The sequence below is a fragment of the Paenarthrobacter aromaticivorans genome (assembly GCF_019038615.1).
In the GTDB taxonomy this organism is placed as follows: domain Bacteria; phylum Actinomycetota; class Actinomycetes; order Actinomycetales; family Micrococcaceae; genus Arthrobacter; species Arthrobacter aromaticivorans.
Genome location: NZ_JAHOPC010000001.1, coordinates 99,505 through 118,858, shown reverse-complemented (window position 1 = coordinate 118,858; position 19,354 = coordinate 99,505). Strand labels below are relative to the sequence as shown.

Annotated in this window: 21 protein-coding genes and 1 riboswitch; of the genes, 12 read left to right on the top strand and 9 right to left on the bottom strand. The window is 61.7% G+C overall.

The genetic code is table 11. The features are described from left to right. Nucleotides 1–80 precede the first annotated feature (80 nt). Nucleotides 81–461, bottom strand: a complete 381-nt coding sequence (locus KSW38_RS00545) for a VOC family protein (protein WP_216921432.1) — start codon at nucleotides 459–461, stop codon at nucleotides 81–83. Between the two features lie 22 nt (nucleotides 462–483). Then, on the bottom strand, nucleotides 484–1,020 hold the full coding sequence (locus tag KSW38_RS00540) for a nucleoside deaminase (protein WP_216921429.1): 537 nt from the start codon (nucleotides 1,018–1,020) through the stop codon (nucleotides 484–486). Between the two features lie 23 nt (nucleotides 1,021–1,043). On the opposite strand from KSW38_RS00540, the gene upp reads away from it, so the two are divergent. The 4 genes from upp to KSW38_RS00520 are packed head-to-tail and all read left to right on the top strand — an operon-like array spanning nucleotide 1,044 to nucleotide 4,296. After that, nucleotides 1,044–1,679, top strand: a complete 636-nt coding sequence (gene upp / locus KSW38_RS00535) for a uracil phosphoribosyltransferase (protein ID WP_216921426.1) — start codon at nucleotides 1,044–1,046, stop codon at nucleotides 1,677–1,679. A 48-nt stretch (nucleotides 1,680–1,727) separates the two neighbouring features. Beyond that, nucleotides 1,728–2,105, top strand: a complete 378-nt coding sequence (locus KSW38_RS00530; protein ID WP_216921423.1) for a VOC family protein — start codon at nucleotides 1,728–1,730, stop codon at nucleotides 2,103–2,105. A 44-nt stretch (nucleotides 2,106–2,149) separates the two neighbouring features. After that, on the top strand, nucleotides 2,150–2,854 hold the full coding sequence (locus KSW38_RS00525) for an HAD-IA family hydrolase (protein ID WP_216921420.1): 705 nt from the start codon (nucleotides 2,150–2,152) through the stop codon (nucleotides 2,852–2,854). A 50-nt stretch (nucleotides 2,855–2,904) separates the two neighbouring features. Continuing rightward, on the top strand, nucleotides 2,905–4,296 hold the full coding sequence (locus KSW38_RS00520) for a pyridoxal phosphate-dependent decarboxylase family protein (RefSeq protein WP_216921417.1): 1,392 nt from the start codon (nucleotides 2,905–2,907) through the stop codon (nucleotides 4,294–4,296). A gap of 10 nt (nucleotides 4,297–4,306) precedes the next feature. On the opposite strand, the gene KSW38_RS00515 is transcribed toward KSW38_RS00520, so the two are convergent. From KSW38_RS00515 to KSW38_RS00500, 4 genes are all read right to left on the bottom strand, one after another. After that, nucleotides 4,307–5,065: a MerR family DNA-binding transcriptional regulator gene (locus KSW38_RS00515; protein WP_216921415.1), complete on the bottom strand. Its 759-nt coding sequence runs from the start codon at nucleotides 5,063–5,065 to the stop codon at nucleotides 4,307–4,309. Nucleotides 5,066–5,276: 211 nt separating this feature from the next. After that, a complete protein-coding gene (locus KSW38_RS00510; protein WP_216921411.1) occupies nucleotides 5,277–6,092 on the bottom strand; it encodes an aggregation-promoting factor C-terminal-like domain-containing protein in 816 nt (271 codons plus the stop codon). 5 nt (nucleotides 6,093–6,097) lie between these two features. Next, a riboswitch (cyclic di-AMP (ydaO/yuaA leader) is annotated at nucleotides 6,098–6,255 on the bottom strand. Nucleotides 6,256–6,389: 134 nt separating this feature from the next. Continuing rightward, complete coding sequence (locus KSW38_RS00505; RefSeq protein ID WP_216921408.1) at nucleotides 6,390–7,883, bottom strand: sensor histidine kinase; 1,494 nt, start codon at nucleotides 7,881–7,883, stop codon at nucleotides 6,390–6,392. A gap of 3 nt (nucleotides 7,884–7,886) precedes the next feature. Beyond that, nucleotides 7,887–8,627, bottom strand: coding sequence for a response regulator transcription factor (locus KSW38_RS00500; RefSeq protein WP_216921404.1), 741 nt, complete (start codon nucleotides 8,625–8,627; stop codon nucleotides 7,887–7,889). 669 nt (nucleotides 8,628–9,296) lie between these two features. On the opposite strand from KSW38_RS00500, the gene KSW38_RS00495 reads away from it, so the two are divergent. Together KSW38_RS00495 and KSW38_RS00490 are read left to right on the top strand one after the other, a co-directional pair. Beyond that, nucleotides 9,297–10,163: a winged helix-turn-helix domain-containing protein gene (locus tag KSW38_RS00495; protein ID WP_216921402.1), complete on the top strand. Its 867-nt coding sequence runs from the start codon at nucleotides 9,297–9,299 to the stop codon at nucleotides 10,161–10,163. A gap of 91 nt (nucleotides 10,164–10,254) precedes the next feature. Continuing rightward, entirely contained in the window at nucleotides 10,255–10,779 is a 525-nt protein-coding gene (locus KSW38_RS00490) for a SixA phosphatase family protein (protein ID WP_216921399.1), read from the top strand. Between the two features lie 34 nt (nucleotides 10,780–10,813). On the opposite strand, the gene KSW38_RS00485 is transcribed toward KSW38_RS00490, so the two are convergent. Next, nucleotides 10,814–11,473: a GntR family transcriptional regulator gene (locus KSW38_RS00485; protein ID WP_216921395.1), complete on the bottom strand. Its 660-nt coding sequence runs from the start codon at nucleotides 11,471–11,473 to the stop codon at nucleotides 10,814–10,816. A gap of 79 nt (nucleotides 11,474–11,552) precedes the next feature. On the opposite strand from KSW38_RS00485, the gene KSW38_RS00480 reads away from it, so the two are divergent. From KSW38_RS00480 to KSW38_RS00460, 5 genes are read left to right on the top strand one after another with little or no spacing between them, the layout of a single operon-like run. Then, entirely contained in the window at nucleotides 11,553–12,341 is a 789-nt protein-coding gene (locus KSW38_RS00480; RefSeq protein ID WP_216921394.1) for a sulfite exporter TauE/SafE family protein, read from the top strand. Nucleotides 12,342–12,366: 25 nt separating this feature from the next. Continuing rightward, the gene (locus tag KSW38_RS00475) at nucleotides 12,367–13,650 is read left to right on the top strand and encodes an amidohydrolase family protein (protein ID WP_216921391.1); all 1,284 of its coding nucleotides are present in this window, start codon (nucleotides 12,367–12,369) and stop codon (nucleotides 13,648–13,650) included. A 29-nt stretch (nucleotides 13,651–13,679) separates the two neighbouring features. Then, nucleotides 13,680–14,981, top strand: coding sequence for an MFS transporter (locus KSW38_RS00470; RefSeq protein ID WP_216921385.1), 1,302 nt, complete (start codon nucleotides 13,680–13,682; stop codon nucleotides 14,979–14,981). A gap of 3 nt (nucleotides 14,982–14,984) precedes the next feature. Next, entirely contained in the window at nucleotides 14,985–15,683 is a 699-nt protein-coding gene (locus KSW38_RS00465; RefSeq protein ID WP_216921382.1) for a fumarylacetoacetate hydrolase family protein, read from the top strand. Continuing rightward, nucleotides 15,680–16,570 carry a polysaccharide deacetylase family protein gene (locus tag KSW38_RS00460; protein ID WP_216921379.1) on the top strand — a complete coding sequence of 297 codons (891 nt, stop codon included), beginning with the start codon at nucleotides 15,680–15,682 and terminating at the stop codon, nucleotides 16,568–16,570. The genes KSW38_RS00465 and KSW38_RS00460 overlap by 4 nt, the downstream gene beginning before the upstream one ends. 118 nt (nucleotides 16,571–16,688) lie before the next feature. Here the strand turns inward: KSW38_RS00460 and KSW38_RS00455 are convergent, their stop codons facing one another. Continuing rightward, complete coding sequence (locus KSW38_RS00455; protein WP_216921376.1) at nucleotides 16,689–17,618, bottom strand: LysR family transcriptional regulator; 930 nt, start codon at nucleotides 17,616–17,618, stop codon at nucleotides 16,689–16,691. A gap of 73 nt (nucleotides 17,619–17,691) precedes the next feature. Here KSW38_RS00455 and KSW38_RS00450 point away from each other — a divergent pair, with 73 nt between their 5' ends. Beyond that, nucleotides 17,692–18,603 (top strand): EamA family transporter, encoded by a 912-nt coding sequence (locus KSW38_RS00450; RefSeq protein ID WP_216922770.1) that lies wholly within the window; start codon nucleotides 17,692–17,694, stop codon nucleotides 18,601–18,603. Nucleotides 18,604–18,655: 52 nt separating this feature from the next. Here KSW38_RS00450 and KSW38_RS00445 read toward each other — a convergent pair whose 3' ends face one another. Then, the gene (locus KSW38_RS00445) at nucleotides 18,656–19,276 is read right to left on the bottom strand and encodes a hypothetical protein (protein ID WP_254185937.1); all 621 of its coding nucleotides are present in this window, start codon (nucleotides 19,274–19,276) and stop codon (nucleotides 18,656–18,658) included. Between the last annotated feature and the right edge of the window lie 78 nt (nucleotides 19,277–19,354).

Sequence of the window (19,354 nt, the reverse complement as noted above, 5' to 3'; positions counted from 1 at the left end):
TGTGGACTCATCCGCGTCGCGCCAGTTGCGGATCGACGCCTTGGATGCTGCTGCCGGGCGCTAGGGCTGCAAGGAGACAACTAGCCCGAACCATAAGGCCGGGTGATTGCTTCGAGGAAGTGCCCGTCCGGGTCGCAGAAGTAGATCCCGCGCCCGCCGTCGTTGTGATTGATCTGTTGCGCACGGGAGCGTGCGGGGTCGGCCCAATAGGGGATGTGTTCGGCGCTGATCCGCAGGAAGATCGCATCGAACTCCTTCTCGCTGACCAGGAAGGCATAATGCTGGGGCGCTATGGCTTCCGAAGACTCAAGGAAATCCAGGGTGACGCCGTTCTCCAAGGAAACAGTGACAAAGGACCACATCGGCTGTGGAGCGGGAAGCCCAAGGATGCGGGCCAGAAACGCAGCGGACGCGTGCTTGTCCTTGGCATAGACGATGGTGTGGTTGAAAGCGATTGTCATGATTGGCTCCTTTGCATAGAGCTCAGGCGGATGAGCGGTGCTCCGCTGCCGGTACGCGGTGTGTAGCGAAGAAGTCCCGGAGGAGCGTTGCGCATTCTTCCTCACGCACGCCTGCGTAAACCTCCACCCAGTGGTTGAGCCGGCGCTCGCGGAGGATATCGAACACGGAACCTGCGGCCCCGGCTTTCTCATCCCACGCGCCAAACACGACGCGGGGAATCCGTGCCAGGACAATTGCCCCGGCGCACATGGCACACGGTTCGAGGGTTACCACCAAGGTGCAGTCCTCGAGGCGCCATCCATCGCCGCCTTCGCCCAATTCGAGGGCGTGGCGTTGCAGGGCGGCCGCGGCTTCACGGATGGCGACGATCTCTGCGTGGGCCGTTGGGTCCCCGTGCGCTTCCCGTTCGTTGCGACCTGAACCCAACACGCCGCCGTCGGGCCCTAAGACAACCGCGCCAATCGGTACGTCGTCCGTTTCCAACGCCAGCCGTGCCTCGTCCAAGGCAAGGCCCATCCAAGCCATGTGTTCTGCGTGATACGGCTCGGTGGCGCTCATGTCTCAATGATAGTTTTGAACGCATGCGCACACTCGTCGTGGACCACCCGCTGGTCGCTCACAAGCTCACCGTTCTGCGGGATAAGAACACCCCTTCACCGGTCTTCCGGCAACTCACTGAAGAACTCGTCACCCTCCTGGCCTACGAAGCCACCCGTGAGGTCAAGACGCAGCCAGTCGAGATCGAAACCCCTGTCACCAAGACCATCGGCACGGCGTTCACCAAGCCAACGCCCTTGGTGGTCCCCATCCTGCGCGCTGGCCTGGGCATGCTCGAGGGCATGACCAAACTGGTCCCCACCGCCGAGGTCGGTTTCCTGGGAATGGCCCGCGACGAAGAAACACTGGACATCATCACCTACGCCGAGCGCCTCCCCGAGGACCTCACCGGACGCCAGATCTTTGTGCTGGATCCCATGCTTGCCACTGGCGGCACCCTGCGCGAAGCCATCAAGTTCCTCTTCAAGCGCGGCGCCTCGGACGTTACCTGCATCTGCCTGCTGGCAGCTCCGGAAGGCCTCGCCAAGTTGGAGGAGGAACTGCAGGACGCCAACGTGAAGGTAGTCCTCGCTTCGATTGACGAGAAGCTCAATGAGAGGTCGTACATCGTTCCGGGATTGGGCGACGCCGGCGACCGCCTCTACGGCGTGGCCGGCTAATCCGCACGCCCCTACCGCTTTCCGGCGAGTCCCGTTAGCCTGTGGCGCATGGACTGGAAACTTGAACTGGTGTTTGTCCCTGTGTCCGACGTCGATCGCGCGAAGGACTTCTACGTCAACAAAGTTGGTTTCAACGCCGATTACGATGAGCGTCCCATGGACGGCCTCCGCTTTGTGCAGTTGACCCCGCCGGGTTCGGCTTGTTCCATTGCCATCGGGGAGGGCCTCAATGATGCCCCTCCGGGGACGGCGCCGTCGCTTCAAATCGTGGTCAGCGATATCCAAAAGGCCCACGACCACCTGAAAGAAAACGGTGTGGATGTCAGCGATATCGATGTCCAGGACTGGGGACACTTCGTCCATTTTGCGGACCCCGACGGCAATAAGTGGGCTGTGCAGTACATTCCGCACCGGCCCAACGGCTAGTCACACTTCGCTCCCACCCCTGTATGGTGCGGCAGGATGGAACTATGAGCCATCCTGCCGAGCCAACTTCACCTTCCGCGCAAGCCGAACGATCGCCAACCTTGACTGTCCGTGCTGTCCTGTTCGACATGGACGGAACACTGGTTGACTCCACGGCGATCGTTGAGCAGGTATGGCTGGAGTTCGCTGAACGATACGGCCTCGATTACAACGAGATCCTGCGGACGTCCCACGGCGTGCAAGCGGGCGATACCGTGCGGCGTTATGCTCCGGCAGGAGCCGATTTGGAAGCCTTGACTGCCGAGCTTGGCCAGATGGAACGCACGCGAACCGACGGCGTGATTGCCCTCCCGGGCGCCGAAGCGCTACTCGCTGCCCTGCCGGAGGACGCCATCGCGCTCGTCACATCGGCGGACCGCATCCTTGCCGACATCCGGATGAAGGCTGCGGGACTTTCCATGCCATCGACCGCCGTCACCGCCGAAGGTGTTACGCGGGGCAAGCCGCACCCGGAGGGCTACCTCAAAGCTGCAGCGTTGCTGGGCGCGGAACCGGCCGACGTCGTGGTTTTCGAGGACGCTCCGGCAGGTATCGCAGCCGCCCGCGCCGCCGGGATGCGAACCGTGGTGGTCGGCGACGCCGGCGGGCAGCTTGAGCCGGGTATGTGGCGGATCCCGGACTACTCGGCCGTGACGGTCACGGCCATGAAACACGACGACGGCGGTCACCTCATCACCCTCACGCTCTAGCTTGTTCGCCACCGCTGTTCCGACCGGTGAAGCCGGAGTAGGCTGTGCGCATGTCTGCGTTGCCGGAGGCGTATGGTGCTGCACTGGAGCGGGCCATGGCGCACGCTACGGATTGGCTTGCATCGGTGCCCAGCCGTTCTGTGCGTCCAGCGTCCGACGCCGATCAGGTCGCCTCGAGTCTCCTCTCAAGCCTTCCCGATGAAGCAACGGATGCGGCTGACGTAGTAGATGAGCTCGCCGCATTGGCTGAGCCGGGGTTGATGGCCATCCAGTCCGGACGCTTCTACGGCTGGGTGATGGGCGGGACGCTGCCGGCTGCCATGGCTGCAGATTGGCTTGTCTCGGCATGGGACCAAAACGCCGGGCTCAGGTTTGCGACTCCAGCTGCCGCCGCGATCGAAGAATCCGCAGCGGCCTGGCTCCTGGAATTATTGGATCTTCCGCGAGGATCCGACGTCGGGTTCACCACTGGCGCTACCACGGCCAACTTCGCGGGCCTGGCCGCCGGGCGTCAATACCTGATGGACGAGGCGGGGTGGGACCTCGCGGACCTGGGCCTGACCGGGGCGCCGCGGATCACTACGTTTGCCGGACGCGAACGGCACGCCGCCGTGGACCTCGCCCTGCGGTATCTGGGGCTGGGAGCATGCGTTCCCGTGGACACGGACCATCAAGGCAGGATCCTGCCGGACGCCCTCGCGGATGCCATGGATGAACAACCTGGACCTTCCCTCGTGTGCCTGCAGGCGGGCAATCTGCATTCCGGAGCGTTCGATCCGATGTCCGAAGCCATTGCGGTAGCCCACGACCGCGAGGCTTGGGTGCATGTGGATGGCGCATTTGGGTTGTGGGCGGCGGTCAGCCCACATCTACGCGGGCGGCTGGCTGGAGTAGAGGAGGCCGATTCGTGGGCCACCGACGCCCACAAAACATTGAACGTCCCGTACGACTGTGGCCTGGCCATCGTCTCCCGCCCCGAAGCCCTGAGACGCGCCTTCAGCATCCATACGAGCTACCTCATTGCAACCGAGACCGGACTGGGTGATCCGTTCGACAAAGTTCCGGAACTGTCCCGTAGGGCCCGGGGCATCCCCGTATGGGCTGCCCTGCGACAGCTGGGCAGGTCCGGAGTCATTGCCATGGTGGACAGGCTTGCCGCAAACGCCCGCGCGTTGGCGGAGGGCCTCGCCGGTATCCCGGGCGTGGAAATTCTGAACGACGTCGTTTTCACGCAGGTGTCGGTCGCCTTCGGCAGCGATGACCGCACTCACCGCGTCACCCAGAGACTCATGGCCGAAGGCATTGTGTGGATGTCAGGTTCCTCATGGCGCGGACGCGAAATCCTCCGGATTTCGGTGAGTAACTGGTCCACGGACGCAGGTGACGTCGCTGCCTCGATCGCAGCCGTTCGAGGTGCGGCAGAGGCCGAACCGGAAGCATAGCGACGTCCTGTTACAAGGCCGAGCGCGCCTTTTCCAGGTAAGCCATCAGCCCGGCCAACTGCTCAGCGCTCCACGGCAGTCCCGCGCTGATGGCCTGGCTGTTTTCCTGCCAGGCTGCACGCGCTGCAGCTTTGGTGTCCTCACTCGAGTGGAACATGGAACCGATACCGTCCCATGAGCGCACCCATTCCTGGACGGAGGGATCCGTGACGGGCCTCTCGGCTTGGACGTGCGCCAGTCCTTCTTCCACCAAGGCAGCCCACTGCTGCTTGGCGGCTTCGACTTTTTCTGCGCCGAGTTCTTCCCGCTTGTCCGCGAGTTGCTGGCGTTGTTCGGCTGTGAAGTTGTTTTCGAGCACGGTGATCATCTCCAACGTTGACATGAATTGTTCAGGGGTGGGCATGGCGTGTCCGTCCATGCGTGACAAGAGCTCGCCCAAACGGTTTTGGAGCGCTTGGAGCTGCTGGGCGTGCTCCTGCACATGGACCAACTGCTGCTGGAGGAGGCCCCGAAGGGACTCCGGATCATCCTCGGGCGTTTGCAGCGCCTTGCCGATGGCCGCGAGCGGAAGCCCCAGCATCTGAAGGGATCTGATCCGGTATAGCCGGCGCAGGTCGCCCTCCGAATACCGGCGATGACCGGACGGTGTCCTTTGGCTTGCGGACAGCAGCCCGATCTCGTCGTAATGGTGGAGCGTCCGCACGCTGACGCCACATGCTGTGGCGAGCTCACCGATGCTCCACGGTCCGGATCCCCTTGTTCCCGTCATGAGCACAACGCTAAGTCCTGACGTAACGTCAGGTGCAAGCCGGCGTCGTCCGATTTCTTAAACCTGGGAAGGCAGGTTAAACGCGAAAACCGCCCCGGTCCCGCCGTTGGCTGCAGTAATCCCTGCTGCGAACGGCGGAAAACGGGGCGGCAATCGTGCCCTGAACGTTTGAGCCCGCTGGGGTGGGCTCAAACGTGCTTATTGAGTTGGCTTAGTACCAGTTGTTGGCCAAGTGGAAGGCGAGGGCGGCGGAGGGGGAGCCGTAGCGTTCCTTGATGTAGTTCAGGCCCCACTTGATCTGGGTCTGGTAGTTGGTCAGCCAGTCATCGCCTGCAGTTGCCATCTTGGAGGCCGGCAATGACTGCACGATTCCGTAGGCGCCACTGGATGTGTTGGTCGCGGTGGTCCGCCAGTTGGATTCCTTCTCCCACAGTGTGTTCAGGGCAGTCATTTCACCCGGACCCCAACCGTAGTTTGCGAGGATGCTGGCGGCGTATGCCTTGGCAGCAGCGGGATCGTCCACGGCTTTGGGAGCCGCAGCAGCGGCCGCGGCTGCAGCAGCGGCGGCATCCGCAGCCTGCTTGGCGGCTGCATCAGCGGCAGCCTTCTCGGCGGCAGCTGCCTGGTCGGCAGCGGCTTTCTCGGCCGCAGCCTTCTCCGCGGCAGCCTTCTCGGCAGCGGCCTGTGCCGCAGCCGCCTGGTCTGCAGCAGCCCTGTCTGCAGCGCCCTTCTTGGCAGCAGCATCCAAGGACGCAGAGATTTCCGCTGATTTGTTGCTGACCTGGGCGGTAGCCTGCGTCTCGGACGCCTGGCTCGTTTCGGGGAGATTGAATGCGGCGTTTGCTGCCTGGCCGAGCGATGCAACGCCCAATGCTGCGGCAACGACTCCTGCAACAACTGACATTCGTTGCCCGGTCTTGCCGCGCCGTGCAGCGTTCTTCAGAACGGCTTGCGACTTCGTCAGGGGAGCAGTGTGTTCGTCACGGTGACGCGCGGAAGGGCGCGTCTGATCGTTGAATTCAGACATGTGTGATTACCTCTCAGCGCCTGCGGAGTTAGCTGTCGGGTTCGGATGAGGTCATCCGGCCGCGCGCGTAGCTGCGGCTTCACCCCAAGGGCAAGGAAAGTACTGTGCCCGGAGACTCTGGGTCCCCCGTCTCTGCCTCGAATGAGAACGGAACTCCGGGAAGTGGCAGAGCTCGGCGCATCCCGGGTGCGGGCCAGTTAGGGGCGACCCACCCTTTCGAAGGTACAGGAGGTTTCGGCTTAAGTCACATTTGGGTAACAGAGATCACGTTCACGGCGCGTCATGTTGCCCGATTCGTTATATGCGGTCGTTCAAAGCCGTAGGAAAGCGAAGAGCGAATTCGGTGTGTCCCGGCCGGGACGTCACTTCCACACTTCCCCCATGCGCCTGGACGATGGATTCGACGATTGACAGGCCCAATCCGGAGGTTCCTTCCGACCCCGATCTCGCCGCGTCAGCCCGGGCAAACCGCGAGAAGATACGGCTCTGGAACCCAGCGGGAATACCAGGCCCGTTGTCGGTGACTGTGACCACCGCACTACCGTCCGCGGAGAGCATGACGCCTGTGACCACCGTGGTACCTGGATCGGTGTGCTTGCGGGCGTTGGACAGCAGATTGGCCAGCACCTGATGCAGCTGGGTCGCGTCCCCGCGCACTGTAATGGGCTCGTCAGGGAGCTGGAGCTTCCATATGTGGTCCGGTGCCATCACCTTTTCGTCGCTGACGGTCTCGATCACCAGCTGCGTCAGGTCCACATCGGTGACTTTCAACGCCTGGCCTTCGTCCAGACGCGCCAACAGCAACAGGTCCTCCACAAGCGTGGTCATCCGTTCCGACTGACTCTGGACCCGTGCCAGCGATTTCCTGCCGTCCTCCGTGAAGTTCTCCGTCATACGAAGGAGTTCGGTGTACCCACGAATGGCGGTCAGCGGCGTCCGAAGTTCGTGGGAGGCATCGGCAACGAACTGCCGGACCTTGGTTTCGCTCTCCTGACGGGCTTCCAGGGCCCTGGAAACGTTGTTGAGCATTTGGTTCAAGGCGTGGCCAACGCTGCCAACTTCTGTTCCTGGATGGGAGGCCGACGGCGGTACGCGCACCGCGAGTGCCACTTCACCGGCGTCGAGGGGAAGGCGCGATACCTTGGTTGCAACCTCCGAGAGTTGCTCCAGTGGCCGCATGGTCCTGCGAATGATGACAGTGCCCGCGAGGCCGATCAGAACCAGGCCGCCAAGGGAAACAAACACCATGGTCCATACGAGCGAGGCCTCGGCGTTTTGCTTGTCAGCCAACGGTAGGCCCGTCACAATAATGTCGCCGTAGGGGGTCTCAACTGCCACCAGCCGGTAGTCGCCGTTGGACAATGAACGGTCAACGGGCCCCTTGTCGCGGGGGAGCGAGAGCAGGACCTGCTTGTCTTCTGCCGAGAGTGCCACGCGGCGACCGTTTGCGTTGAGGAAGCCCGAGTTGATGACCGCGGAACCATCGATCCGCGCGTTGAGCGTCCCGGCACCTTGGCCACGGGCCTCCAGTGGATCTGGCCGACCGCTTGAGGGAAAGCTCGACGGCGGCCTGCCGAATTCATTCGCGCGGCTTGAGGCCTGCTCCAACTGCTTGTCCAGTTGTTTGTTGAAGTACATGTCCATGGAGGCGTAACTAACCACTCCCACTGCGCTGCAAATAGCCACCAGCAAGGCCATCGCCACCAGGACCAACCTCGTGCGCAAATGCCAGGTGGAGGGATTGAGCCAGTTCCGCTGGGTCTTGCGGGTTACGCCTGAAGGGGTGGACAAGATTCAGTCCGCAGGCTTGATGACGTAGCCAGCGCCACGGACGGTGTGGATCATTGGCGGGTGGTTGGCTTCGATTTTCTTGCGCAGGTAGGAAATGTACAGTTCCACGATGTTGGCCTGCCCGCCGAAGTCATAGTCCCAGACCCGGTCCAGGATCTGTGCCTTGCTGACCACGCGCTTGGGGTTCTCCATGAGGTAGCGAAGCAGCTCAAACTGCGTTGCCGTGAGCTGGATGTCCTCGCCGGCGCGCGAAACCTCCCGTGTGTCCACGTTGAGGGTGAGATCACCCACCACCAGTTCCGCTGTATCCATGGCCGCAACACCCGAGCGTTGTACAAGACGGTGCAGGCGCAGGAGAACCTCCTCCATGCTGAAGGGTTTGGTGACGTAGTCGTCCCCGCCGGCGGCAAGGCCTACGATGCGGTCCTGGACAGCGTCCTTGGCCGTGAGGAACAGTGCGGGCACTTCCGGCGCGAAGGCGCGGATCCGGTTGAGGACCTCGACGCCGTCGAATCCTGGAAGCATCACGTCCAGCACCAGCACGTCGGGGCGGAAGTCCTTGGCGAGCTTTACAGCTTCCGGTCCGTCGGCTGCCACCGCGACGGACCAGCCGGCCATGCGAAGGCCCATGCTCATGAGCTCGGACAGACTCGGCTCGTCGTCCACCACCAAGGCTCGGATAGGGGAGCCGTCCGGGTGGGAAAGCTGGGGAAGGTTGTTCGTCATGGAGTGCGGGGATGCCATGTGACAACTCTCCATTCTGCTGGTTTGCCGAAGCTTTGCCGGTCCTGTGAGGACGCTGTGAGGTCAACACTAGCCACGTGGGAGTTCGGCGGCAGGCGTTCACGAGCGCGCCCGCCCCAACAGGTGCCGTTTCTACGGCTTGTAGCAGATTTTGGGGGAAAAATTCGAGCTTGGAGTCGCTTGGGATTGGACAGCAAGTGTTTCAGATCTTGAGATTCCGTCGTTTTGCGCCTGATGGGAATCAGGGAGGGCATCATGCACTATCTGCCGAAGAAAATTCACCCCAAGCCGAATATTTCTCATCGCCGCCGAATGAAATGACGTTCATTTTCCATGGTGAAAGAATTGTGATCTGCAGCACAATAGACCCTCTTGTCTCAAAATGTGGACGTTTTGGCGCTTTGTTACTTGCGTGTTGCCATTGTTACGTTGCACACTTCCAATGTGAACAAGAACTCAACAGCACCTGCAGCCGCAGCAATCTGGTCCAGCACACCCGCTGGCGACGAGACCCGCTGTTGTCGAATGCAAGCCTAACTTTCCACCCCAAAGAAGTTTCAGGCATTCGCCCCCTAGCCCAGCGTTGGGCGCCCTTCCCCAAACTCATTGCGGGGACAACCAGCATTCGAAGCCGCGATGACGGCTATTCACTTTTGAGGTAATCACTCCATGTCAGTTGCATCCGGTTACGTCCACATCTCCGTCCGAAACGCCAACAAGGCCGCTTCAAACGCAGGCCTCCGCCCCGGGTTCGGCAACCGCCCCGGCTACGCCCCCACCACCCAGGGCAACGGCCAGCAGGCTCCCGGCTATGTGCCCCAGGGCTACAACCCCAACTCCTATGGCCAGTTGCGGGCAGTTCCCACCAACGAGCCAGCACCCATGACGGCGCCTACTCCCGTCATTGCGCAGTCTGACCGCCTCCGCCCCGTCGCCAACGACAACGTGGCCCGCGGTTTCGTGCTCTACATGGGTATTGACGAAGAGACAGCGGCAGCGGCCGGCACCTCCATTGCCAAGCTCGCCCAGGAAATCCGGGCCTACGCCCAGTCGCTGGTCACCGGCGCTGAGAGCTACGCTGCAGTCGCCGTCGCACCGGCCGGGGCACCCGGGTCCGCGCTCGACGTCGTACGTTCAACTTTTGGTGACCCGACGGTCGCCGCACGCCAGCGCACCGAGGCTGCCCGCCCGGCACCGCAACAGGAAGCCCGCCCCTCCGGCGTGCTGATCGACCTCGCCCGCCGCGAAGTCCACCTCGACGGCGAATCCCTGAACCTGACGTTCAAGGAATTTGAGCTCCTCAACTACCTCGTCGAGAACGGTACCCGCACGGTAGGCCGCGACGAACTCCTTGAGGGCCTGTGGCGCAACGCCGAAGAAGTGCCCAACGAGCGCACCATCGACGTCCACATCCGCCGCCTCCGCTCCAAGCTGGGCCGCCTCGCCAACACCGTACGCACCGTACGTGGGCAGGGCTACCGCTTCTACGAGCACCCTGAGGTCATCGTCTGGGCCGCTCCGGAATACTCGATCTAGCTATTGCTGCAGCCGAAAGCGCCTGTCCTGTAAAGGGGCGGGCGCTTTCGCTATCACGGGACGCGAGCATGTACGGCTATAAGGTTGTTGAATGAGTGACCATCACATCAGGCGCCTGGTGATCATGCGCCACGCCAAGGCGGATTGGCCCATGGGGGTCCCCGACCACGAACGTCCCCTCGAGGAACGCGGACACCGTGAGGCTCCGCTGGCTGGGCGATGGTTGCTCAAGCATGGGGTAGTTCCAGACTTCATTCTGTGCTCGTCTGCGCTGAGGACCCGCCAAACCTGCACGTGGGTGTGCGATGAGTTGGGGGACAAAGCCCCGACGCCCAAGCTCGAGGACGGCTTGTACGCCGCCTCGGCAAACCGGATGTTGACCGTGATCAACCATGTCCCTGACACCGTCACCACCTTGATGGTGATCTCGCACATGCCCGGCGTCCAGGACCTGGCCATGCATCTTGCTTCGCGCGACTCGGACCATGATGCCTATATGGATGCCGCCACACGTTACCCAACCAGTGCTTTGACGGTGATGGAGACTGAGAAGCCATGGGCGGAGCTGGATGGGCAGGACGCCCGTCTGACGCACTTCAAAGTGCCGCGTCACTGACTTTCCCGCCAGGCTGTATGATCCCGGGACGACTTTAGGCCGCCAGATCCGCCACCTTTTGGGCGTCACTGATGTGGGCTTCCGAAAGTGCGCGGGCAGACGCTACGTCTCCGTCCGCAATTGCCCGGGCAATTTCTACGTGTTGTTCGGCGGCCTTGTGCGCCCAGTCATCCTTGCCGAGATTCGCTGCGGTGGAAACCGCAAGCCTGGCTATGGCCCGGCGATGCGCATCGGCCAGGAATTCGTTGCCACTGGCTTCGACGATCAGGTCGTGGAACTGCCTGTTGATTCGCGTTGACTCCCGTATTTCACCGCTTTCAATGGCTTTCGCGAAGCCCGTTGCTGCGTCGTTCAGCCGCGCGAACCAGACGGGAGCGATCTGTCCATCGCGGGCCCGCGCGGCTGTCAGTTCGGCTGCGAATCCTTCAAGGTTGCGTCGCAGATCAAACAGGCGGCGTTTGGCGTCGTGGTCCAAACCTGCAACTACTACGCCGCGTGCTGCGGGCGTGAGCAGGCCCTCGGCAAGCATGCGGCTCAGTGCTTCCCTTACGGGTGTGCGGCTGACTCCCAATTCCTCTGCTATCGCTGCCTCCGGAAGGCGGTCCCCGGCGGTGTAGGTGCCGTCGAGAAATCTGGCCCACAGGACGTCGTAGGTTGACCGTGCTGATCCTGTTCCTGCCGCGTCTGTACTCATGACCTAAGTATACAAGGCATGCGAAAACACCTATTGCATTCATTGCATGCAATGCGTACGCTGAGTGTGGGAGGTGGTCATGGACATTGGGTCTGTAGCCCTTATGGCTTTGGCCGGCACAGCTGCCGGCGCAATAAATGCGGTTGCAGGTGGCGGGTCGCTGGTGACCTTTCCAACCCTGCTCGCGCTGGGCTACCCGCCCGTCGCGGCCAACGTCATCAACACGGTGGCAGCCTTCCCGGGTTATGTGGGCGGCGTTTGGGGCTATCGCAGGGAACTCAAAGGACAGGCCCGCAGGGTCGCGATCCTGGGAACCACCACCGTGGTTGGAGCCACAATGGGATCAGCGCTCCTGCTGCTGGGACCGGAATCGACATTTGTTGCTGTGGTTCCGTGGCTGGTGCTTGCATCGACCCTGCTGCTGGCAGCGCAGCCCGTCTTGACCAAATGGGCAGTCGCACGCGTGGGTGGGGTTCAGAATTCAAGCGTGAGAGCTGAACGACTGCATGCCAGCAGTCTCGGTCAGTTGGGTGTGGCTACCTATGGTGGCTACTTCAACGCCGGGCTGGGCATCATGATGCTCGGTGTTTTGGGCATTACCCTCGATGAGCGGCTTCCCCGGCTCAACGCACTCAAAAGTGTGCTGTCCGCCGTCGCGAGCGCTGTTTCCCTTGTCTTCTTCGGTATCTTCGCGACTGTCGCATGGCCCGCGGCATTTGTGATGGCCGCCGCTGGACTGCTCGGAGGATGGATCGGTGCCGTTCTGGGCCGACGCATTCCGGATGTCCTGCTGCGGCGGTGTGTAGTCATTTTTGGCCTTGTCATTTTCGTCGTTCTTTGGATGGATCATGCTTCCTCAACGCACTAGCTTGCTACTGCAAAATGCCTTTATTTTGTCCCTTGACCCGGACGTCCCCGACGGGACCACGGACATCCTGATCAGGGATGGCATTATCGAAAAACTCGGGCAGGGCCTCGCCCTCCCCGACGGGGTGGAACAGATAGACGGCACCGGAAACCTGGTGGTGCCTGGTTTCGTAGACACGCACTGGCATCTGTGGAATTCACTTCTGCGGGGAACAGTGGGGGATGGGCCCGGACGGGACTACTTCTCAGTGAAGCGCGGCCTTGCCCCCCACCTTAATGACGATGACTTCTACTGGTCCGCCAGGTTCGCCCTGGCAGAAGCAGTACAGAACGGAATCACCACCGTCCATAACTGGGACCACAACGTCCGCGGTGCGGGGGATATAGATGCGAACATCCAAGCGCATTTGGATTCGGGGTTGAGGGGCCGATTCTCCTATGGGCCAAGGGATTCCTCGGGTGCCGACGAAGTGATGGATTTCGACGGTCTGGACGATGCCATCAACAGATGGACTTCCGACCGCCTTGACGGGCGGATCCATTTCGGGGTGGCGTTGCGGGGACCCTATCGCACATCCACGGAGCTTGCTGCGCGGGAATGGAGCTGTGCCAGGGAACGCAACGTTCCCATCACCATGCATTGCGACCGCTGCATGCGGGAACCTGGTTGTCAGTCGTGTGGCCTGACCAGACTGGACCGTGAGGGATTGCTCGGACCGGACGTCCAGGTGGTTCACGCCGTGCACGCCAGCGCGGAGGACATTGAAGCCATTGCCCGGACAGGAACCAGGATTTCGGTGAGCCCACTTTCGGAAATGCGCACCATGGGCTTTCCCGTGGTCACGGAGTTCCTCGAAGCGGGCGTTTTGACATCACTTTCTGTGGACACACTCGCCATGCCGGCAAATGCAGACGTACTTTCCAGCTTGCGGGCGTTGCTCTCCGTTGAGCACGCACGCACCAAACGGGCAACACTGACTCCTCGAATTGCCCTCGAGATGGCTACCATCCGTGCCGCCAAGGATCTTGGCATCGATGGCATCACAGGATCCATCAGACAGGGCAAGCGGGCCGATCTGATCGTCTTCGACAGGTCAAGTACCTCGCTTCTTCCAACGGGGGATCCTGCCGAAAGCCTCGTCTATCACGGAACTTCCGCGGCAATCCGCACCGTCATCAGCGATGGACGCGTTCTTCTTCGTGATGGCGAACTGGTACAACAGACGGCCCGCCAAGCCATTGATACGGCCACAGAGCGGCGCGACGCCCTGGTCCAGCGCGCAATGGCAGCCGGAACCTGGGACAAATAAATCAGCAACAATCAGGAAGGCAATCAACGATGATAAGCCAAAACGACTCAACGGCGGTGCCCAAGGAACGGCCTCCGGCGTCAGCGGAGCGTGTCCAACGGCTCGGCACCTCCGGAGCCATGTTCATGTTCCTGCTTATCCTCCTGGCCTACTCAGTCAATGCAATGGACCGCATGGTTTTCCCGGTCCTGCTGACGGAGGTCAGGACAGAATACGGGTTTGGGCTTCCCGAGGCCGGGCTGCAATCCACACTCTTCGCCTTGGGAATGGGACTTACGGGTATCCCGGCTGGTATGGCCTTGCGCCGAGTAAACCGGAAACACGTCCTGATCATGGGTACAGTCCTCTTCTCCATCGCCACGGTACTCACGGTGTTGAGCGCCGGGTTCTGGGACATGCTGCTGTGGCGGGTCCTCAGCGGTGTAGGTGAAGCCTTGCAGTTGGTGGCCATCCTTACTGTGGCAACGCATGCCTTTCCCAGGCACCGTGGCATCGCGATCGGTTCAGTAAACGTCGCCTTCGCCACGGGCGCACTGGTGGGGCCAAACCTCGGAGTCTTCCTCCACCAGGAGTTTGATTCCTGGCGTGCTCCGATGATTGCCTTCGGAGCCATCGGGATCGTAGCCGCGCTTCTGGTTGCGGTGTTCGTCCGATCATCATTCACGGAACGGCGCTCCGTCCAGGAGACAACCCATTACGTAGGCGGGGCAACCAGCTTTTTCAGCCGTAATCCCCTGATCCTGGCGGTGATCACGCTGCTGTTCGGTCTCATAGATTTTGGCTACATAGGAATGTATGCCAGTTTCCTGATCGAGCACCTGCATTTCAAACAGGCTGATGCAGCTCTTGCCGTCGGGTTATCCGGACTTGCGGCTTTCGCCTCTCCCCTGGGGGGTTGGCTTGTTGATCGCCTGACTCCCAAAATTGCCATCACATCGTTGAGCGTCGCGCAGGCCGTTTGTGGTGCTGCATTGTTCGCAGGACCCGCAACCGTTGCGTGGCAGGCCGTATGGTCGTTCCTCTTTGGCTTGGTGGCCAGCTCCGGACTCTACGTTGGGCTCGTCGCTTCCCTGGTCAAAAGCATGAATGAATCCCACTCATCCCGCGCTTCAGGACTCTTCACAACGTGCATCTACACGGCAGCCGGTTTCGCCGGTTTGGCCTTCAGCCTTCTTGTCGGAAGTACCGACTGGAGCACCGCCGGCCTGGTCCAGATCACAGGCCTGTCCTTGGCGTCCGGTCTGCTCGCTTTGGCCCTGCGAACGGCCGACTTCAGTCGGCTGGCCCCTTCAGCCACTGTTCCGGACCCCATAGCCACCACTCAGGAGTAACCAATGCAAACACTTTGGAAAACAACCCAAGCCCTTGTTCCCGTAGCCGGTTCCGAGCACGGATTCCCCGTCCGCCGCATCTACTGCGTGGGGAGGAACTATGTGGACCACATTCGCGAGATGCGTGAAGGCGACGAACGCGACGATCCGTTCTTCTTCCAGAAGCCAAGTGATTGCGTCGAACTGGACGGCGCGGCCATCGCCTACCCGCAATCAACCGATGACTTCCAGTTCGAGGGTGAACTCGTAGTGGCAGTGGGCAAGCGGCTTCGCAACAGCCAGCCACAGGATACTTCCGATGCTGTGTTTGGCTACGCTGCCGGAATCGATCTGACCCGCAGGGACTTGCAAAGAAATTCAGTGTCCCAAGCGCGTCCTTGGGAGCCAGGAAAATCATTTGACAGTTCGGCTCCCTGCGGCCCGATCCTTCCAGCGGCATCGGTGCAGGACCTGGAAAACGCAACCTTGGTGCTCACTGTCAATGGAAAAGAGCGTCAGCGAACGAGCCTGGGCCTGATGATCTGGTCCGTTCCGGAAATCCTTTCCCGGCTTAGCTCCCTGTACACCCTGGAACCGGGTGACTTGATTTACACGGGTACCCCAGCGGGCGTTTCGGCCATTGTTCCCGGCGACCAGGTCTCCGTGGAGATTACGGGCCTTCCTCAACTAAGCATCGCAGTGACCGAACAGGAGGAATCATGAAACCCAGCGAACGGATCGACTATGAGGCGATTGTTGATCGTCCAGTGCGACTTCTGCCGGACGGCAAGAAGGTAGCGGTCTGGGTGATAGTCAACATTGAGGAGTGGAATGACGATGAGGCGATGCCGCGCACTGTCCTGAGTCCTCCGGCCGGCGGCGTCCCCACACCGGACGTGCCCAACTGGTGCTGGCATGAATATGGAAACAGGGTGGGTTTCTGGAGGCTCTTGAAGGCCCTCGATGAGTTCGGCATCCCGGTGGCATTGGCCGTCAACGGCAAGGCCGTCGCGTCCTACCCGGCGATAACTGCGGCTGCAAAGGAACGCGGCTGGGAGTTCATTGGCCACGGCTATGGCCAGAAAAACATGCAGAAAGTGCCGGACGAGCGCGAAGATATCCGGCTGACCACCGACGCCATCCGCCAAGCCACCGGCAGGGCCCCGCGTGGCTGGCTGGGGCCGGGCCTGACGGAAACCTGGGAGACGCCGGACATTCTGGTCGAGGAGGGCTACGAGTACGTCTGTGACTGGGTATTGGATGACCAGCCTGTTGAACTCCGCACGCGGACAAAGCCCATCACCAGCATCCCCTACACGCAGGAGTGCAATGACGTGGCAATGATGCTCATCCAGCACCATCCCGCCCGTGAATATCTCCAGCGTGCAAAGGACCAGTTTGACCAGCTTGCCGAGGACTCGGCGGAGTCGGCCAGGGTTATGGCGCTGGTCATCCACCCCTACATCATGGCCGCGCCGCACCGCCTGACCTACTTCAAGCAGGCGCTGGCGCATATCCGGGCCGATGCCAGATCTGTGTTCATGACCGGGGAGCAGATTCTGGATTGGCACCGCCAAACTGCGGACAACCAGAGCTTGGCGGCACTATAAGTCCTGTTGGAATGGAGCGGCGGCGGAGGCGGGGTGCTCCGTCGCCGTCGCCGCGCCCCTAACCCAACTGACTGGCATTAGGGTTTTTTCGAGGGCTCAAAACAACCCTTATTGCGAGCTACTTGGGTTCAGGGCGTACAGGTAGCTCATGCTCGGCCGCCACCTCGCGCAGGAGCCGGACGGCATGCCGGATATTGGGGCTGGCAGTCATGGTCTTTCGATACACGATTCCAACGGCTCGCTGCTGAACGGGGTTGACGACCGGCACGGCAACGACGCCGGGTGGCAGAGATGGCCTGCCCAAACGCGGCACGAGCGCTACGGCCACAGCCTGCTCCACCATGGCGATATGGGTGGAGAAATCGGGATCGTAGACTCGGATATCGGGGACCCGCCCAAGCCCGGCGAAGATCTGCAGGAGGGCTTCGTTGCAGATAGCGCCGGCCGGCGTACTGACCCAGATTTCGTCCAGTAAGTCTTCACGCTCGACGACGGCCCGTCCAGCAAGAGCGTGGGTGCTGTTAAGCAGGACGTCGGCCTGGTCCAGGCAAAGGTCCTCATGCACCAGGTTCTCGGGAATGACCAGCGGCACGGAGTTCCAGTTGTGCACCACGGCCAGTTCAGCCTCGCCCGATGCGACTCGTTGGACGGCTTCACGTGGGTCCTCCGCCAGCACGCTGATTTCAAGTGCAGAATCGGTGGTGCCGATGCGTCCCAGCATTGGCCCCACCAGGCCGCGGCAGGCAGTGGAGAACGCCACGAGCCGCAGTAGCCCGGAAGGCTTCGCGGGATCGGCGAGGAGTGTTGCCTGCAGTTCCTCGAGTTCGCCCATGATTCGCCGCCCATAGCCAGCGAGGGCAAGGCCCCGTTCCGTAAGGAGTACACCGCGGCCGTTGCGCTCCAGGACGGCCACCCCGGTTTGCTTCTCCAGCTTCTTGATCTGCTGGGAAACCGCTGACGGACTGTAACCCATCACGTCCGAGGCGGCCACCACCGATCCGTGCTGTTCCACGGCTACCAGGGCACGCAGGGCTGAAATGTCGATCATGAAGGAAATCTACTTGGTTTCATGCTGAATTCAACGCTGGTGCTTAAACTATTCCAGTGCCAGAGTGATTCTTGTGAACCTCCGCCACTCCGCCCTCGCCGTCCTCGTCGCTGTCCTCTGGGGCGTGAACTTTGTCGCCATAGACCTGGGCCTGCACGCCAACGGCCGCAATGTCCCGCCGTTGCTTTTCGTCGCGATCCGATTCCTCCTGGTCGTGTTTCCGTTCATTCTGTTCATCCGCAAACCCGACGTGAGCTGGAAGGCGATCATCGGCGTCGGGCTTTTCATGAGCGCTGGTCAGTTTGGACTGCTGTACCTGGGCATGGCTCTGGGGATGCCGGCGGGGCTGGCCTCCCTCGTCTTGCAGGCGCAGGTGCTGTTCACAGTGCTGATTGCGGCGCGGTTCCTTGGCGAGAGGCCCAGCCGCAGGCAGATGCTCGGGGTTGGACTCGGCCTCGCGGGTCTTGGCGTGGTCGCTGTGGGGCGCAGCGCCGTGGCTCCTATCCTGCCTCTGATGATCGTGCTGGCCGCGGCCTTGTCCTGGGCGATCGGAAACGTGGTTGCGCGGCACTCGAAAGCGGCGTCGGGCCTTGGCCTGGTGGTGTGGTCCGGGGCCGTGGTGCCGTTCCCTTTGGCGGGATTGTCACTTGTGGTGGACGGCCCGGGCACCGTGTGGGCGACTATCACGGACCTCCAAATGCCTACCATCCTGAGCGCCATCTACACCGCGGTTTTCGCCTCGCTTGTTGGGTATGGCATCTGGAACCGCCTGCTGACGCTCTACCCGAGTTCCGACGTCGTGCCTTTCACGCTGCTGGTTCCGGTGGTGGGTATGACGGCTGCCTGGCTGGTCCTGAACGAAATCCCGACGCCGCCCGAGATTTTGGGAGGGCTGATCCTGCTGGTCGGAGTCGCGACTGCTGTGCTCGGCGCATCACGAAAACGCACGGAAACTCCCGTTGAGAGGCCTGCTCTGCGCCTCTAATCGCGCCTGAAGCACGCAGAGCGGGCCCCACAACGCAGCGGATTGGGGGTCGTTAGCGCTTCGAGGCGGGTTTGCGTTGTGTGGAAACGCCCGACGCCGGACGTTTGGCTGCCGCTGTTGGCGTGCGGGGTGCTGCGGGACGCTTCGCCGGAGCGGCCTTGGCAGCGCCCGAAGGACGTGCCGTCGATGTAGTTGGGCGTTTGGCAGGCGCGGCTGGACGTGAGCTGGCAGCTCGCTTAGTTGGTGTTGTGCTTCGTTTGGCTACCGGCGTGGGTTGCTTGGACCGGCTGGAACCAAGCGATGGCCAGACCGCCCCGAGGAACAGCACAGCCAGCGTCCCCACACCTGCAACTGCGGCCAAGTAGAAGTAGATGTCTGAGTCCTCCGTGCTTACGGCAGTCCCCATGGCGTTGGCGTCCTGGTTGAACGCGAGGCCCCACATGCGCAGGAATGCAATGCTGAAGCCGATGAACAGGCTGGTACCGGCAGCGCCAAGGAGAACCACGAGGTATCGACGCCGGTTGAAGACCTGCACTATCGAAGCCAAATAGCAGGTCAGGACCGCTCCCAGAAACAGGTACAGGACCAGTTCTTCGAGGACCACGGCTGCGAGCACCAAAAGCCCGAGGGACACGAAAGCGGCTACCACCGCAAGCTTTCCGCTGTTCCCCATGTGACGCATGAGTCTAATCATCGCCGACCAGCGGGCCACGCCACGCCGTCGTAGATTGCAGTTGGATACCGTTGTGAG

Excerpts from the sequence above, each read along its gene's own strand:
- KSW38_RS00455 (WP_216921376.1), bottom strand. The coding sequence starts at position 17,618 with ATGATCGACATTTCAGCCCTGCGTGCCCTGGTAGCCGTGGAACAGCAC.
- KSW38_RS00545 (WP_216921432.1), bottom strand. The coding sequence starts at position 461 with ATGACAATCGCTTTCAACCACACCATCGTCTATGCCAAGGACAAGCAC.
- KSW38_RS00515 (WP_216921415.1), bottom strand. The coding sequence starts at position 5,065 with ATGACGGGAACAAGGGGATCCGGACCGTGGAGCATCGGTGAGCTCGCC.
- KSW38_RS00530 (WP_216921423.1), top strand. The coding sequence starts at position 1,728 with ATGGACTGGAAACTTGAACTGGTGTTTGTCCCTGTGTCCGACGTCGAT.
- KSW38_RS00495 (WP_216921402.1), top strand. The coding sequence starts at position 9,297 with ATGTCAGTTGCATCCGGTTACGTCCACATCTCCGTCCGAAACGCCAAC.
- KSW38_RS00540 (WP_216921429.1), bottom strand. The coding sequence starts at position 1,020 with ATGAGCGCCACCGAGCCGTATCACGCAGAACACATGGCTTGGATGGGC.
- KSW38_RS00500 (WP_216921404.1), bottom strand. The coding sequence starts at position 8,627 with ATGGCATCCCCGCACTCCATGACGAACAACCTTCCCCAGCTTTCCCAC.
- KSW38_RS00485 (WP_216921395.1), bottom strand. The coding sequence starts at position 11,473 with ATGAGTACAGACGCGGCAGGAACAGGATCAGCACGGTCAACCTACGAC.
- KSW38_RS00525 (WP_216921420.1), top strand. The coding sequence starts at position 2,150 with ATGAGCCATCCTGCCGAGCCAACTTCACCTTCCGCGCAAGCCGAACGA.
- KSW38_RS00510 (WP_216921411.1), bottom strand. The coding sequence starts at position 6,092 with ATGTCTGAATTCAACGATCAGACGCGCCCTTCCGCGCGTCACCGTGAC.
- KSW38_RS00460 (WP_216921379.1), top strand. The coding sequence starts at position 15,680 with ATGAAACCCAGCGAACGGATCGACTATGAGGCGATTGTTGATCGTCCA.
- KSW38_RS00520 (WP_216921417.1), top strand. The coding sequence starts at position 2,905 with ATGTCTGCGTTGCCGGAGGCGTATGGTGCTGCACTGGAGCGGGCCATG.
- KSW38_RS00445 (WP_254185937.1), bottom strand. The coding sequence starts at position 19,276 with ATGGGGAACAGCGGAAAGCTTGCGGTGGTAGCCGCTTTCGTGTCCCTC.
- KSW38_RS00465 (WP_216921382.1), top strand. The coding sequence starts at position 14,985 with ATGCAAACACTTTGGAAAACAACCCAAGCCCTTGTTCCCGTAGCCGGT.
- KSW38_RS00480 (WP_216921394.1), top strand. The coding sequence starts at position 11,553 with ATGGACATTGGGTCTGTAGCCCTTATGGCTTTGGCCGGCACAGCTGCC.
- KSW38_RS00490 (WP_216921399.1), top strand. The coding sequence starts at position 10,255 with ATGAGTGACCATCACATCAGGCGCCTGGTGATCATGCGCCACGCCAAG.
- upp (WP_216921426.1), top strand. The coding sequence starts at position 1,044 with ATGCGCACACTCGTCGTGGACCACCCGCTGGTCGCTCACAAGCTCACC.
- KSW38_RS00470 (WP_216921385.1), top strand. The coding sequence starts at position 13,680 with ATGATAAGCCAAAACGACTCAACGGCGGTGCCCAAGGAACGGCCTCCG.